Below are 15,613 nucleotides of genomic sequence, written 5' to 3'. Positions count from 1 at the left end.
TCGGCTTTTCTTAGTGCGTCTAAGAAGTTTTCCGAAGGTATTTATTCCATTGCGGCATTATCGGCCGCCGTTCTGTCAGGGCATCCCGTCAGGAGGAGCAACTGATTTCCAGGTGCCGCCCCCAGTCCGGCGGGCGCCGAGTGAAGCGCTCCATGCCCGGCTGTTCCTCGAACGGGCGACTCAGCACCTGGTGCAGCAAGCGGACTTCCGTGTAGTCGCCCTGCTCGGCCGCTTCGATAGCCTGCTGTGCCAGGTAGTTGCGTAGTACATAGAGCGGATTGACCGCGTGCATGCGCCGGCGCCGCGACTCCTGGTCTCCGCCTTCTTCCTCGACGCGCCGGCGGTAGGCCTCGGCCCAGCGGTCGAAGGCCTCGCGGTCGACGAAGTCGTCGCGCAGGCTGGCCAGCGCCCGCTCCGGAGTCTCCTCGCCGAGTCGGCGGAAGAACAGCGAGTAATCCACCGCGCTGCCCTGCATGCGCTGCAACAGTTCCTGGACCAGGGCCTGGTCGTTCTCCGCGGCGACGCCCAGGCCCAGGCGCCGGCGCATCAGGTCGAGGTAGTGGGCCTGGTAGAGGGGCAGGAACAGGTCGAGGCTGGCGCGCAGTTCGTCCACTTCCACCAGTGGCGTCAGCGCCTGGGCCAGGGCGGCCAGGTTCCAATGGGCGATCGGTACCTGGTTGCTGAAGGAGTAGCGGCCGGCGTCGTCGGAGTGATTGCAGATGTGATTGGCGTCGAAATCGTCGAGGAAGGCGTAGGGCCCGTAGTCGAAGGTAATGCCGAGGATCGACATGTTGTCGGTGTTCATCACCCCGTGGCAGAAGCCATAGGCCTGCCAGCGGGCGATGAGTTCGGCGTTGCGCTCGACGACCTGGCGGAACATCGCCGCGTACGGCCGCTCGGCTGCGTTGCAGTCGGCGAAGTGGTGTTCCAGAACGAACGCCGCCAACTGTTTCAACTGGTCGTGCTGGCGGGTGTAGTAGAAGTATTCGAAGTGACCGAAGCGCACGTGGCTGGGCGCCAGGCGCAGCAGCGTCGCCGCGCTTTCCTTCTTCTCGCGCCAGACCGGCGTGCTCGAACCGATCACGCAGAGCGCCCGGCTGCTGGGAATGCCCAGTGCCGGAAGGGCTTCGGAGGCGAGGAACTCGCGGATCGACGAGCGCAGCACGGCGCGCCCGTCGCCCATCCGCGAGTAGGGGGTCTGGCCGGCGCCCTTGAGGTGCAGGTCCCAGTGCTCGCCGGCCTGGTTGATCACCTCGCCGAGCAGCAGGCCGCGGCCGTCGCCCAGGCGCGGGTTATAGGAGCCGAACTGGTGGCCGGAATACACCATCGCCCGCGGCTCGGCCTCCGACCACAGCTTGTGCCCGCCGAACAGTTCGGCGAACAGCGCTTCGTCGCTGGTTTCCGCTGGCAGGTCGAGCAGCGCCAGGGCGGCGGGGCTGGCTACCACCAGGCGCGGCTCGGCGATGGGGTCGGGCAGGACTTCGGTGGAGAAGGCGCCGCCCAGGCGGGCGAAGCGGTTGTCGAAGTCGAGGTCGTCGAGTGATTTCAAGAGAGGCCTCCGGCAATTCCCGAGCATTGTGCTGGGAATTGCCGGAGGGCGTCCAGGCCCGGAGGTTCAGCGGGTCGGTTCGGCGGGACCGTCCTGGCCCTTGAGCGCGGGCGGATTGCCGACGCCGCTGTGCTGCGGCTCGCCGACGAACAGCTGGACCTGCTGGCCCTGGAGGTTCTTGACGAACACATCGACCTGGTTGAAAGCCATGTCGATCTTGTGTTCGCGGAAGCTGGTGGCGATCTTCGTCAGGATCTCGTCGGTAGAGGGGTTGCGGTCGCCCAGTTCGCGGACGTGGAAGCGCAGCTCGTAGTCGAAGGTACTGGCGCTGATGGTCAGGAAGTACAGCAGCGGCTCCGGGTCGCGCAGTACCCGCGGGTTTTCCTTGACCGCCTGCATCATCAGCTTGCGCGCCAGCGGCAGGTCGGTCTCGTAGGCCAGGCCGATCTTGATGGTGACCCGGGTCACGGTATCGCTCAGCGACCAGTTCACCAGTTGCCCGGTGATGAAGGTCTGGTTCGGGACGATGATCTCCTTGCGGTCGAAATCGGTGATGGTGGTGGCGCGGATGCGGATCCGGCTGACCGTGCCGGACAGGTTGCCGATGGTCACCACGTCGCCGATTCGTACCGGACGCTCGAAGAGGATGATCAGGCCGGAGACGAAGTTGGAGAAGATCGCCTGCAGGCCGAAACCGAGGCCTACCGAGAGCGCCGCCACCAGCCATTGCAGCTTGTCCCAGCTGACCCCGAGGGTGGACAGGGCGCTGACGATGCCGATGCCGCTGATGGCGTAGGAAAGCAGGGTGGTGGTGGCGTAGGCGCTGCCCTGGGCCAGGGTCAGGCGCTGCAGTACCAGGACTTCCAGCAGGCCGGGCAGGTTGCGCGCCAGGGCCACGGTGACCACCGCGATGGCCAGCGCCGCGAGGAAGTCGCGCAGGCTGATCGGCACGCTGGTGGCCGCTTCGCCGGTGCCGGCGGTGTACTGGTACAGGGTGACGTTGTCGAGGTAGGAGATCACGCTGATCAGGTCGGCCCAGACCCAGTACAGGCAGACGATGAAGCCGATCAGCAGAGCCAGGCGGATCAGCCGCAGCGATTGCTGGTTGATCTGCTCGATGCCGAGGGTCGGCTCCTCGACGTTGGTCTCGCCGTCGACGCCTTCCTTCGCCGCGTTCTGCCGTTTCGCCAGGGCCCGGGCGTAGGCCAGGCGCCGGGCCGCCACGCCCAGGCCGCGGACGAAGGCGGCTTCGATGACGAACCAGAGCAGCAGCAGGTAAAGGGTATCGATGAGACGGTCGGTGAGCTTCAGCGAGGTGTAGTAGTAGCCGAAGCAGACCGCGACGAAGAGCACCAGCGGCAGCGCGGTGAAGAGGATGCCGACGATCATCTTGATCAGCGACGGACGTTCGTCGCCGGGGCTGCTGAACAGCAGGCGGCTGAGCAGCCAGGCCATGGCCGCGTAGCCGAGCAGGACCACGGCGATGCCGATCACGTCGTCGGCCAGACTCGCCGGCTGGTGCTCGGCCACCGTCACCACGCCGACCAGCGCCAGGACCACAACGCCGAGGCGGACCAGGTGCCGGTCGAGGAAGCCGACCTGTTCGCGGCTCCAGTGGAAATGCCGCTCGGCGATGCCGCCCGGGGTGAGGATGCGATGGGCGGTGTAGAACAGCAGCCAGACCTGGGCCATTTCCAGCAGGGCGCTGCCGAGGGTGGCGTTCTGGCCGCGGGCGTCCAGCAGCAGGGCCAGCCCGGCGACGGCGAAGGTCAGGGTGCCGGGCAGGGCGAGGAGGATGGTGATCAGGATCGCCAGCGGGGTATGCAACTGGCTGTCGCGCTTGAAGTGGCCGATGTCGTCGTTCAGCTCCGCCAGCTTGTCGTACAGGTAGCGGCGTTTCCACAGCAGCGCGGCGATCAGCAGGAACAGCGGCAGGAACAGCAGCGGCCGATCGACCAGGCCTTCGCCCAGTTCACGCACCCCGGAGCCCCAGGGGATCTCGGTGAGCTGGTTCTTCAGCAGGGTCGGGGTCATCTTGAACCAGGACAGGTCGAGCGGCTGGTTGCTGGGAATCCAGAACATCTGCTCGTCGAGGGTGGTGCGCAGGCTCTCGCTGGTGGAAAGCAACTGTTTCTGGTTCAACTGCAAGGTGATCGCTTCGTTGAGCAGCGCGTTGAGTTCGTGGTTGAGCCGTTCGAGCAACTCGGAACGGGTTGCCAACAGGGTGTCGAGATCCTTGCGCAGTTCCGGCGTGACCTGCTCGCTGGGCTGCTGGGCGAGCAGGTCGTCCAGGTATTGCTGCGGGGTCGCCAGCTTGTCGCGTTCCTGGTTCAGTTCGAACTGGCCGAGGCGCAGGTCGGCGATCTCGTCGGCCAGGCTCTGGTCGGCCTTGATCTTGGGCAGCGCCTGTTTCTGCTTGTAGAGGATGCGCGACAGCAGCAGGCTGCCGCGCAGGACGTTGATCTGTTCCTCGAGGGCCTGGTTGGACTGGGTCAGGTTGTCCAGTTGCTGCTTGGTCTCGAGGTTGCGCCGGGTGAGCACGTTGAGGCGGTCGGTGGCACGCAGGAGGTAGTCGGAGAGACGCAGGTTCTTGGCGTTCTCCTGGCTCAGCAGGCTGTCGGTGCCGGCCCCCTGGGCGCCTTCCTTGGACAGCTCGGCGACGGTCTTTTCCGACTGCTCGCGGCGCTTCTCGCTGATCAGCGCCTGCAGGTCGAGGGTTTCCTTTTCCAGGCGCGAGATCTTCTCGGTGAGCAGATCGTGCTGGCTCTTGCCGAGGTCCTGCAGCAGGTTGTTGCCGGCCAGCTCCTGGCGCAACAGCTGGCTCTGCACGGTCAATGCGGCCTGCTCGGCGAGCAGCTCGCCGCGACGGTCGGCGTTGATCGTCTTGCCGCTTTCCTTGCCGGCCTTGAGCAGCGAGCCGATTTCCAGGATCCGTGCCTGCATGCTGCTGATGCCGGCCTGGGCTCGTTCCGGACGGGTCTCGGCGGTGATCGACAGGCTGTTGGCCTCGCCCAGGGCTTTCTGCCACTCGGCCTGCTGGGTGGTGCGGTCGTTGAGCAGCATTTCCAGGCGGGCCGCGCTCTCGCCGCTGTAGCGTTCGCTGACCGGACGTTCTTTGGTCTTCTTCAGGCGCTCCAGTTCGCGCTGGTTTTCCTCGATCTGCCGGGGCGCGTCGCTCAGGCGCTTTTTCAGGTCCTCCAGGCTCTGCAGCGCTTCGTCGCGCGCGGCGAGGAACTTGAGGGTCTGTTCGAGGCTGGCCTTGGCGACCTTCTGGTCGGCTTCGGCGAGCTTGCGCTCGGCCAGCTTGTCGAGGCTTTGCTGGACGGCCTCGGCCGAGGGCGGCTCGGACTGGGCGAGGAGCGGCGGACTGGCAAGGCAGAGGCCGAGGAAAAGAATAGCGATCAGGGAGCGAAGGGCAGGCATGGTCGAGAAGAGACTCGAAGAAGGGTGAATGCAGGTTAGTGGTGGCTCCGAGGCGCCGCAAGGCGCCTCGGAACGGGAATTCGACAGGAAATCAGAGGAAAAGTCCGGGCCCTGGGCGGCCTTCCGGAAACTTCACGCCGACCTTGCGGATACGGTTGCCTTCCAGGGCGGCCACGGTCCAGGTCAGGCCGTTCCACTCCACCTGGTCGCCGATCACCGCTTCGCCGCCGATCTCGTGGGCGATGAAGCGGCCCAGCGCTTGCTCGCCGTCGATGCCGTCGAGCTTCAGGCCGTAGAGCGAGGCCACCGCCGACAGCTGGGCATCGCCTTCCAGCACGAAGTCGCCGAAGAAGCGCGCGCCGAGGCCCCGGTCGGGCGCCTGGCTGAACAGCTTGCCGAGGGCCGGCAGGTCGTGTTCGTGGCCGATCACGCAGAGAATGTCGTCGGCCTCGAGGATGGTGCTGCCCGACGGGTGGAGCAGTTCGGTGCCGCGGAACAGCGCGGCGATCCGGGTCCCGCCGGGCATCTTCAGCTCGCGCAGGGCGGCGCCGATGCACCACTTTTCCTTGTTCAGGTGGTAGACGAACAGCTCCCACTCGCTGGTCGGGTGGATCTCCAGGCCGGCGCGGGATATCGGTGCCGGATCCGGCGGCACCACCACCCGCAGCAGCCTGGCCGCCCAGGGCAGGCTGGTGCCCTGCACCAGCAGCGAGACCAGGACGATGAAGAAGGCCACGTTGAAGAACAGCTGGGCGTTCTGCAGGCCGGCCATCAGCGGGAACACCGCGAGGATGATCGGCACCGCGCCGCGCAGGCCGACCCAGGCGATGAAGGCTTTCTCGCGGTCGTGGAAGGCGCGGAACGGGATCAGTCCGATCAGTACCGACAGCGGTCGTGCCACCAGGATCATCCACAGCGCCAGGGCCAGTGCCGGCAGGGCGATCGGCCACAGGTCGTGGGGGGTGACCAGCAGGCCGAGGACCAGGAACATGCCGATCTGCGCCAGCCAGGCCATGCCGTCGAGCATGTGCAGGATGCCGTGGCGGCTGCGGATCGGGCGGTTGCCGAGGAGCAGGCCGCACAGGTAGATGGCGAGGATGCCGCTGCCGCCGACGGCGTTGGCCAGGGCGAACACCAGCAGGCCGCCGCTGATCACCAGCAACGGGTAGAGGCCGCCGGCCAGGTGCATGCGGTTGATCAGTTGCAGCAGCAACCAGCCGCCGCCAAGACCGAGCAGGGCGCCGAGACCGAACTGCTGCACCAGGTGCAGGGCGAAGCCCCAGCTGAGGCCGGTCTGGCCGCTGGCGAGCATCTCGATCAGGGTCACGGTGAGGAACACCGCCATCGGGTCGTTGCTGCCCGATTCGATTTCCAGGGTCGCGGTGACCCGCTCGTTGAGACCTTTGCCGCCGAGCAGGGAGAACACCGCGGCGGCATCGGTGGAGCCGACGATGGCGCCGATCAGCAGGCCTTCCATCCAGTGCAGGTCGAACAGCCAGGCTGCCGCGATGCCGGTCAGGCCGGTGGTCACCAGCACGCCCAGGGTGGCCAGCGACAATGCCGGCCAGAGCGCCACGCGGAAGCTGGAGACGCGGGTGCGCAGGCCGCCGTCGAGGAGGATCACGGCGAGCGCCAGGTTGCCCACCAGGTAGGCCATCGGATAGTTGTCGAAGACGATGCCGCCGACCCCGTCGTTGCCGGCGATCATGCCGACGGCGAGGAAGATCACCAGGATCGGGATGCCCAGGCGGGAGGACAGCGAGCTGACGAGAATGCTCATGCCGACCAGCACCGCCCCGATCAGGAAGAAATTATTGACGGTGACGGCGTCCAAGGTCGGCCTCCTCGCGGCGGGACAGGGGGAAGGCGACGCTACGGGTCGGTTTTACGTAGGGGAATTACGTAGACAGGATGCAGGCCGCATGCCAAGTGATTCTAACCTGCGGATTTGGCGGACTGTAAAGGGGCGGCTGCGGTTTTTTTCGAAGGAATTCCAAGGCTTTCGCGTTGTCCGGGCGAGTGCGCGCGGACTCGCCGGCGTGGCCGCCAGGCAACGGCAACCCGGCGTCCATGCCCGGACATAAAAAAGCCCCGGACGTGACCGGGGCGGGAAAGGGCAGGCAGGATCAGAACCATTCTTCCTGCATGCTCGAACACACGTCGTCGCGGGCCTCCAGCAGCGCCAGTTCGTGGTGGCAGCCAGGCACTTCCCAGGTCAGGAAGTAGCGTGCGGCCTGCAACTTGCCGCGATAGAAGTCGGCGTCGGCGCAGTCGCCGCGAGCCAGCCCTTCCTCGGCGCGGATCGCCTGCTCCAGCCAGCGCCAGCCGATCACCGCATGGCCGAACACTTTCAGGTACAGCGCCGAGTTGGCCAGGCCCTGGTTGACCTGGCCCTGCATCAGGTCGCCGAGCAGTGCCAGGGTCACCTCGGACAGCCGCGCCACCAGCCGTTCCAGCGGCTGGCGCAGGGCGACCAGGGATGGGTGGGCTTCGGCGCGCCGGCAGGCGTCCTGGATCAGGCGGGTCAGCTGGCGCAGGCCGGCGCCATTGTTCTGCCCGACCTTGCGTCCCAGCAGGTCGAGGGACTGGATGCCGTGGGTGCCTTCGTGGATCGGGTTCAGGCGATTGTCGCGGTAGTACTGTTCCACCGGGTATTCGCGGGTGTAGCCGTGGCCGCCGAGGATCTGGATCGCCAGCTCGTTGGCCTTCAGGCAGAACTCCGAGGGCCAGGACTTGACGATCGGGGTCAGCAGGTCGAGCAGTTCGTGGGCCTGGCGCCGTTGTTCCTCGTCCTCCAGGGTCTGGCTGTCGTCGAACAGGCGCGCGGCGTACAGGCCCAGGTCGAAGGCGCCTTCGACATAGGCCTTCTGGGTCAGCAGCATGCGCCGCACGTCGGCGTGGCGGATGATCGCCACCTGTGGCGCGCTCGGGTCCTTGCCGTCCGGCAGGCGGCCCTGCGGGCGTTCGCGGGCGTATTCCAGCGAATAGAGGTAACCGGCATAGCCAAGCATCACCGCGCCCATGCCGACGCCGATGCGCGCCTCGTTCATCATCTGGAACATGTAGGCCAGGCCGTGGTGCGGCTTGCCCACCAGGTAGCCGACGCAGGCGCCGTTTTCGCCGAAGTTCAGCGCGGTGGAGGTGGTGCCGCGATAACCCATCTTGTGGAACAGGCCGGCGAGGATCACGTCGTTGCGCGGCCCTAGGCTGCCGTCGGCGTTGACCAGGAACTTCGGCACGATGAACAGCGAGATGCCTTTCACCCCCGGCGGGGCATCCGGCAGCTTGGCCAGGACCATATGCACGATGTTCTCGGAGAGCGGGTGGTCGCCGCCGGAAATGAAGATCTTGTTGCCCTTGATCCGATAGCTGCCGTCGGCGGCCGGTTCGGCGCGGGTGCGGATGTCGGAGAGGGAGGAGCCGGCGTGCGGTTCGGTGAGGGCCATGGTGCCGAAGAAGCGGCCCTCGATCATCGGTTGCAGGAAGCGCTGCTTCTGCTCCTCGCTGCCGAAGCTCTCGATCAGGTTGGCGGCACCCATGGTCAGGAACGGATAGGCCGAGCTACCGACGTTGGCCGCCTGGAAGTGGGCGAAGCAGGCCTGCGACAGCAGGGTCGGCAACTGCATGCCGCCTTGCTCGAAGCTGCGGGTGGCGTTGAGGAAGCCGGCGTCGAGGAAGGCATCCACTGCCGGCTTCACTTCCGGAATCAGCGTGGCTGAGCCATTCTCATAGAGCGGCTCGTGTTCGTCGCCCTTGCGGTTGTGCGGGGCGAACAGCTTTTCCGCCAGGCTCCGCGCGGTGCCGAGGGCGGCATCGAAGGTTTCGCGGCTATGTTCGGCGAAGCGCGGGCGCTGGGTCAGGGCTTCGGCATCGAGGACTTCGTACAGCTCGAACGCTAGGTTGCGGGAACTGAGCAGGGTTTCGGACATGACGACCTCGGCGAAAGGGGATCGTGGGGCGGCGCGGCGAAGGCATCGACCGTCGCAGGCGGTGCCAGGGTGCCAGCGAGTCTAGGCTGGTGAATGAAGGTCGCCAACCAACATCGATATGCGTGATACAAGGGCCAAACCTGCGACGGCGAGACCGCTGCCGAAGCCTCGGGAGGCTGGTAGAATCCGCGCCCCTCGCCCATGGGCGAGGGCCTGTGCCGACGCGGGGTCGGCGCGAATCCGCCGGGGCCGGGCGGTCCGGCTAGCAGCGCTGCCTGGCGCTGTCCAAGGAGCAGTCATCATGAACTATCGTCACGCTTACCACGCCGGCAACCATGCCGATGTCTTCAAGCACCTGGTGCTGGCGCGGATCTTCGCCCTACTGGGGCGCAAGGACACGCCGTACGCCTACCTGGACAGCCATTCCGGGGTCGGCCTCTACGACCTGCAGGGTGACGAGGCCAGCCGCACCGGCGAGTGGGAGCAGGGCATCGCCCGCCTGTGGGAGCGCGAAGGCCTGCCCGAGCAACTGGACGATTACCTGGACGTGATCCGTCACCTGAATCCGGACGGCTCCCTGCGCTACTACCCGGGCTCGCCGGAACTGGCGCGGCGCCTGACCCGCGCCCAGGACCGCGTGCTGCTCAACGAATTGCATCCCGAGGACGGCCGCCTGCTCAAGGCCAACATGGCTGGCGAACGGCGGGTCGCCGTGCACCAGGGCGACGGTTGGCTGCTGCCGCGGGCGTTCCTGCCGGCGCCGGAAAAGCGCGCGGTGCTGCTGATCGATCCGCCGTTCGAGCAGGCCGACGAATTGCAGCGTTGTGTCGCTGCGCTCGACGAGGCGATCGGGCGGATGCGCCAGACGGTGGTGGTGATCTGGTATCCGATCAAGGACGAGCGCCAGCTCAAGCGTTTCTACCAGGCCCTGGAACGTAGCGTCGCGCCGAAGCTGCTGCGTGCCGAGCTGCACGTGCATCCGATCGACGACGCCGAGCGTTTCAACGGCTCCGGGCTGGCCATCGTCAATCCGCCGTGGCCGCTGGAGGACGAACTGCGCGACCTGCTGCCCTGGCTGGCCGAGGTCATGGCCCAGAGCCAGGGCGGCTGGCGTCTCGACTGGCTGGTGGCGGAATAGTCGTCAGGCCGGCAGGCACACCCCGGTGCCGCCCAGGCCGCAGTAGCCGTTGGGGTTCTTCGCCAGGTACTGCTGGTGGTAGGCCTCGGCGTAGTAGAAGGGCGGGACGTCGGCGATCTCGGTGGTGATGCGGTCGTAGCCGGCTTTCGCCAGTTCGGCTTGGAAGCTCTCCCGGCTGGCCATGGCCGCGGCTTTCTGGGCCGCGTCGAAGGTGTAGATCACCGAGCGGTACTGGGTGCCGATGTCGCCGCCCTGGCGCATGCCCTGGGTCGGATCGTGGGCTTCCCAGAATACCTTGAGCAGCTGTTCGAAGCTGGTCTCCTGCGGGTTGTAGACCACCAGCACGACCTCGCTGTGGCCGGTCAGGCCGGAGCAGACTTCGTCGTAGGTCGGGTTCGGCGTGTAGCCGCCGGCATAACCCACCGCGGTCACCCAGACACCCGGTTGCTGCCAGAGGCGACGCTCGGCGCCCCAGAAGCAGCCCATGCCGAACAGCACCTGCTGCAGGCCGGCGGGGAACGGCGCGGTCAGCGGGCGGCCGTTGACGAAGTGCGCTTCGGGCACCGGCATGGCGCTTTCGCGACCCGGCAGGGCCTGGTCCGGCGTGGGCAGCTCGCTTTTCTTGGTGAGGATTTCAGAACGCAGAACCATGGCTCTCGTCTCCTGCTCAGGGGGTAGGCGAATGACTCGCGGATGAGCACAGAGAGTACAGCCTTTCCGCGCCGGCGGGGGAGGCCTGGGCGATCAGTGCAGGGTGCGGCAGGGATAGCGCAGCAGACTGGTATTGAGCAGGTCGCTGGGGATCGGCCGGTCGAACAGGTAGCCCTGGCCGATGTCGCAGCGGTTGCGCCGGAGGAAGGCCAGTTGCTCGGCGCTCTCCACGCCTTCGGCGACTACCTTGAGCTTGAGGTTGTGGGCCATGGCGATCACCGCCGAGGTGATTTCCATGTCGTCCTGGCTGTCCGGAATGTCCTTGATGAAGCTGCGGTCGATCTTGATCACGTCGATGGGGAATTTCTTCAGGTAGCTCAGCGACGAGTAGCCGGTGCCGAAGTCGTCCATCGCCAGAGTCAGGCCGAGGCTCTTCAGGCGTTCGAGTTGCTGGCGGGTATCGTCGGTGGCGTCCAGCAGCAGGCTTTCGGTGAGCTCCAGTTCCAGCTGGCTGGCCGGGATGTTCTCTTCGTGGAGGATCGCCGCGATCGAGCCGACCAGGTCCGGGTCGGTGAACTGCTTGGGCGACAGGTTGATGGCGATCTGCAGCTCGCCCAGCCCGGCCTCGGCCAGCTCGCGGGCCTGGCGACAGGCTTCGCGGATCACCCACTTGCCGATCGGCACGATCAGCCCGGTTTCCTCGGCCACGCTGATGAAGCGGTCCGGGCGGATCATGCCTTTTTCCGGATGCTGCCAGCGCAGCAGGGCTTCCAGGCCGAGCAACTGGCCGCTGCGCAGGCACAGCTTGGGCTGGTAGTGCACCGCCAGTTCGTTCTGCGCCAGGGCGCGGCGCAGGTTGCTCTCGACGAACAGCTTGTAGCTGGCCTCGGCGGTCAGCGCCTCGGTGAACACCTGGACCTGGTGCTTGCCGTTGGCCTTGGCCTTGTGCAGCGCCAGGCCGGCGTACTTCATCAGGGTCTGCGGGTCGCAGCCGTGCTGCGGGGCGCTGGCCAGGCCGATGGAGCCGGTGATGTTGATCAACTGGTTGTCGACGAACAGCGGCTTGTCGAGCATGTGCAGGACCTGCGCGGCAATGCTTTCGCCCTTTTCCACCGCGGTGTCGTCGAGCAGCACGGCGAACTCGTTGCTGGCGAAGCGCGCCAGGGTGGCGCCGTCGCCGAGGCAACTGCGCAAGCGCCGGGCCAGGCTGACCAGCAGCTTGTCGCCGGTCTGGTGGCCGAGGCTGTCATTGATCCGCTTGAAGTTGTCGATGTCCACCAGCAGCAGGCTGAGCGGGCGGTCGCCGCTGCTTTCCAGGCGTTCCTCGAGGGCGCCGATGAAATAGTGCCGGTTGGCCAGGCCGGTGAGGTTGTCGCGGTAGGCGAGTTTCTCGATGTGCTGCTGGGCCAGCTTGTTCTGCGTGATGTCTTCGTAGATGCCGATGTAGTGGGTCAGCTCGCCGAGATCGTCGTAGACCTTCGACAGCGACAACTGGCCCCAGTAAGGCTCGTGGTTCTTGCGGCGGCTGCGGAACTCGCCCTGCCAGCTGTTCTGCTGAGTCAGCGCGGAACGCGCGTCGAACAGCAGCTCGCTGAGGTTCTCCAGCGCCGGTAGCTCGGACAGGCGTCGGTTACGCACTTCGTCGGCGCTGTACTGGGTGATCGAGGTGAAGCTCGGATTGACGTATTCCACCACGCCGTCGCGGTCGATCAGCAGGAAGGCGCTGGCGCTCTGTTCCACCGCGCGCTGGAACAGGTGCAGGGCGCTGGAGACATTGCGTCGCTCGTGGTTCATCAGGACCTGCGCGTACTGGTCGGCGAGTTCCCCGGCGAAGGCGATCTCGTCGCTCTGCCACATGCGGTTCTCGCCGGCGTGTTCCAGGCACAGCACGCCGACCACCTCGCCGCCGATGCGGATGGTGGCGTCGAGCAGGGCGTTGACGCCCAGCGGCTTCAGGTAGTCCTTGTAGAGTTCCTGGGTGCGTGGGTCGCGCTGGGCGTTGTGGGCGTCGATGGCGCGCCCGCTGTGTACCGCCTCGAGGTAGGCGGGGTAGCGGCTGGCGTCGATGCTCTGGGGCTTCTCGTACTGGTCGAGGTCGCGGCGGTAGACGGTCACCGCTTCCAGGCGCTGGTCGTCGAGCAGCCGCCAGATGCCGGCTCGCGCGGTGCCGTAGGCTTCGCAGGCGGCCTGGGTGATCAGTTGCGCAGCCTCCAGCAGCGGGTCGCTGGACAGGTAGCGATGGCGGGCCAGGCGGACGATCAGGTTCTGCTGGGTGCGCGAGCGCAGCAGGTGTTGCAGGTGGTCGTCCTGGGAGCGCTGGTAGAGGTCCAGGGACGCCTTCAGGCGCAGGTTCTGCGATTCCAGGTCGAGCAACTGTTCGCTGCGCTCGGCGCTCTCCGCTCGCTCCTCGACCATCAGGTAGCCGTGCAGCAACTGGCGGCCATGCTGCTGGAAGGCTTCGCCGAACTCCAGCATGGTCAGCACGCCGTTGGGTGTGTGCAGCTTGTAGCTCACCTGGTAGTGCGGGCGCTTCACCAGTTGCTGCTGGATCTGCTCGTGCAGGCGGTGGCGGGCCTCGGGTTCCATCAGGCTGGCGTAAGGCGCATCGAGCAGTGCGCAGAGGGTAGTCGCCGGCAGCCCGAGCTGGCGCTCGCAGGCAGGATCGAGGAACAGCAGTGCCCAGCTCGGCTCGTTCAGCCGCTCGAAACGCAGCAGCCCGAGCCGCGACGGCACGGGTAGCTGCGTGACAACCTCGGCCGCCGAACGGCTGGCGGCATCGGGATGACTTTTCATGCGAGGCTGATTCCAGGTACTGAGCGAGGGGGAGGCCTCGACCCGTTTCGATGGGGTGCAGGCAAAGGGTGCATTATGCCGATTGGTCTGACAAGTAACTCTGTATCGGCCCGGCAGGGCCCAAGTTAAGCGTATCCGGGAAAAAACCGCTGGACGGTCGGAGGTCTGCGGTGCCGCTGGAAAAGCCCTGTTTTTCGTAGGGTTGGCTTCGCCGGGAGGGTTGGCGTCGAGCGCCTGTCATCGTGCGCGCCGAACTCGCGCCTGCGGGTCCTGTGGCATTCGCTGGCGGTACGACGGGACGCAGTTTCGCCGAGCCGTCAGGCGGGCAAAAAAAGCCCCACCATCCGGTGGGGCCGAGAGACGAGCGTGGCATGCTCGCGAGAGGGGCTGGCCGCTCCGTGGGGAGCGGCGCAGGTATTACAGGAGCAGGGTGCGGATGTCCGCCAGCAGCTCGCCCAGGCGCTTGGTGAAGCGCGCCGCGGCGGCACCGTTGATCACGCGATGGTCGTAGGACAGCGACAGCGGCAGCATCAGGCGCGGCTGGAAGGCCTTGCCGTCCCATACCGGCTGCATGGTCGCCTTGGACACACCGAGGATCGCCACTTCCGGCGCGTTGACGATCGGCGTGAAGCCGGTGCCGCCGATGTGGCCGAGACTGGAGATGGTGAAGCAGGCGCCCTGCATGGCATCGGCCGAGAGCTTCTTGTTGCGGGCCTTGTCGGCCAGGTCGGCGGCCTCGGCGGCCAGTTGCAGGAGGCTCTTCCGGTCGACATCGCGGATCACCGGGACCAGCAGGCCGTCCGGAGTGTCCACGGCGAAGCCGATGTGTACGTACTTCTTGCGGATCAGCGCCTTGCCGCTGGGGGCCAGCGAACTGTTGAAGTCCGGCAGTTCCTTGAGCAGGTGGGCGCAGGCCTTGAGCAGGATCGGCAGTACGGTCAGCTTGACCCCGGCCTTCTCCGCCGCGGCCTTCTGGGCAACGCGGAAGGCTTCCATGTCGGTGATGTCCGACTGGTCGAACTGGGTCACGTGCGGCACGTTCAGCCAGCTGCGATGCAGGTTGGCGGCGCCGACCTGCATCAGGCGGGTCATCGCCACTTCTTCCACTTCGCCGAACTTGCTGAAGTCGACTTCCGGGATCGGCGGGATGCCGGCTCCGCCGGTGGCGCCGGCACCGCCGGACTTGGCGCGCTGCAGTTGCTCCTTGACGAAGACCTGGACGTCTTCCTTGAGGATGCGACCCTTGGGACCGCTGGCTTTCACTTCGCTCAGCTCGACGCCGAACTCGCGCGCCAGCATGCGCACCGCCGGGCCGGCGTGGACCTTGGCGCCGTCGCGGCTGGGTGCGCCGACCGGAGCCGGGGTATCGGCCTTGGCTGGCGCAGGGGCCGCCGCGGCGGGCTTCTGCTCGGCGGCGGGCGCCGCGGCCTGGGCCGGAGCGGCTGCCGGTTGCTCTTCGGCTGCCGGAGCGGCGCCTTCCACCTTCAGCTTGAGGATCAGGTCGCCGGTGCCGACTTCGTCACCGACCTTGATCGAGACGCTTTCCACCACCCCGGAGGCCGGCGAGGGAATCTCCATGCTGGCCTTGTCGGATTCCAGGGTGATCAGCGACTGGTCGGCCTCGACCGTGTCGCCGGCCTTGACCATCACTTCGATGACGTTGGCCTTGCCGGCCGAGCCGATGTCCGGGACCTTGATGTCCTGGACGCTGGCCGCGGCGGGGGCGGCCGGCTTGCTCTCGCTCGGGGCGGGAGCAGGCGCTTCGGCTTTCGGCGCTTCCGGTTGGGCGGGCGCTGCCTCGGCCTTGGCTTCGGCAGGCTGTTCGCCGCCTTCCACTTCCAGCTCGAGGATTTCGTCACCTTCTTTCAAGGTGTCGCCGACCTTCGCCTTGATGCTTTTCACTACCCCGGCCTTGGGACTGGGGATTTCCATGCTGGCCTTGTCGGATTCCAGGGTCAGCAGGCTCTGATCGGCCTCGACCTTGTCGCCGGGCTTGACCAGCAGCTCGATGACTTCACCCTCACCGTTGCCGATGTCGGGTACGCGAATGAGTTCGCTCACATTCCTCTCCTTTTACGTGCCACCACCGCTGTGCGGCGCGCAAAACAAAGACTTTTGGTCCTTGGTTCG

General features: G+C 66.5%; 8 protein-coding genes. 1 reads left to right on the top strand and 7 read right to left on the bottom strand.

Annotated elements, in window-relative coordinates:
- Positions 1-88: 88 nt before the first annotated feature.
- The 4 genes from selO to AC1RB9_RS26265 form a co-directional block, all read right to left on the bottom strand.
- Complete coding sequence (gene selO, locus AC1RB9_RS26280) at positions 89-1,549, bottom strand: protein adenylyltransferase SelO (RefSeq protein WP_003103678.1); 1,461 nt, start codon at positions 1,547-1,549, stop codon at positions 89-91.
- Positions 1,550-1,615: 66 nt separating this feature from the next.
- The gene (mscK, locus tag AC1RB9_RS26275) at positions 1,616-4,972 is read right to left on the bottom strand and encodes a mechanosensitive channel MscK (protein ID WP_003103675.1); all 3,357 of its coding nucleotides are present in this window, start codon (positions 4,970-4,972) and stop codon (positions 1,616-1,618) included.
- A 91-nt stretch (positions 4,973-5,063) separates the two neighbouring features.
- Positions 5,064-6,806 (bottom strand): potassium/proton antiporter, encoded by a 1,743-nt coding sequence (locus tag AC1RB9_RS26270; RefSeq protein ID WP_003106481.1) that lies wholly within the window; start codon positions 6,804-6,806, stop codon positions 5,064-5,066.
- Positions 6,807-7,098: 292 nt separating this feature from the next.
- Positions 7,099-8,901, bottom strand: coding sequence for an acyl-CoA dehydrogenase (locus AC1RB9_RS26265; RefSeq protein WP_003457516.1), 1,803 nt, complete (start codon positions 8,899-8,901; stop codon positions 7,099-7,101).
- 301 nt (positions 8,902-9,202) lie between these two features.
- Between AC1RB9_RS26265 and AC1RB9_RS26260 the strand changes: the two genes are divergently transcribed.
- Entirely contained in the window at positions 9,203-10,039 is an 837-nt protein-coding gene (locus AC1RB9_RS26260; protein ID WP_003095790.1) for a 23S rRNA (adenine(2030)-N(6))-methyltransferase RlmJ, read from the top strand.
- Between the two features lie 3 nt (positions 10,040-10,042).
- Here the strand turns inward: AC1RB9_RS26260 and msrA are convergent, their stop codons facing one another.
- The 3 genes from msrA to aceF form a co-directional block, all read right to left on the bottom strand.
- Positions 10,043-10,690 (bottom strand): peptide-methionine (S)-S-oxide reductase MsrA, encoded by a 648-nt coding sequence (gene msrA, locus AC1RB9_RS26255; protein ID WP_003095789.1) that lies wholly within the window; start codon positions 10,688-10,690, stop codon positions 10,043-10,045.
- Positions 10,691-10,783: 93 nt separating this feature from the next.
- On the bottom strand, positions 10,784-13,483 hold the full coding sequence (gene dipA / locus AC1RB9_RS26250) for a phosphodiesterase DipA (RefSeq protein ID WP_003106476.1): 2,700 nt from the start codon (positions 13,481-13,483) through the stop codon (positions 10,784-10,786).
- Positions 13,484-13,900: 417 nt separating this feature from the next.
- Positions 13,901-15,544, bottom strand: coding sequence for a dihydrolipoyllysine-residue acetyltransferase (aceF, locus tag AC1RB9_RS26245; protein ID WP_003115359.1), 1,644 nt, complete (start codon positions 15,542-15,544; stop codon positions 13,901-13,903).
- Positions 15,545-15,613: the final 69 nt, after the last annotated feature.

It is taken from the genome of Pseudomonas sp. 20-5 (assembly GCF_056782835.1).
This window is presented reverse-complemented; position numbering and strand designations above follow the sequence as displayed.

Coding starts and splice junctions, on each gene's coding strand:
- mscK (WP_003103675.1), bottom strand. CDS start 4,972: ATGCCTGCCCTTCGCTCCCTGATCGCTATTCTTTTCCTCGGCCTCTGC.
- AC1RB9_RS26265 (WP_003457516.1), bottom strand. CDS start 8,901: ATGTCCGAAACCCTGCTCAGTTCCCGCAACCTAGCGTTCGAGCTGTAC.
- AC1RB9_RS26260 (WP_003095790.1), top strand. CDS start 9,203: ATGAACTATCGTCACGCTTACCACGCCGGCAACCATGCCGATGTCTTC.
- msrA (WP_003095789.1), bottom strand. CDS start 10,690: ATGGTTCTGCGTTCTGAAATCCTCACCAAGAAAAGCGAGCTGCCCACG.
- dipA (WP_003106476.1), bottom strand. CDS start 13,483: ATGAAAAGTCATCCCGATGCCGCCAGCCGTTCGGCGGCCGAGGTTGTC.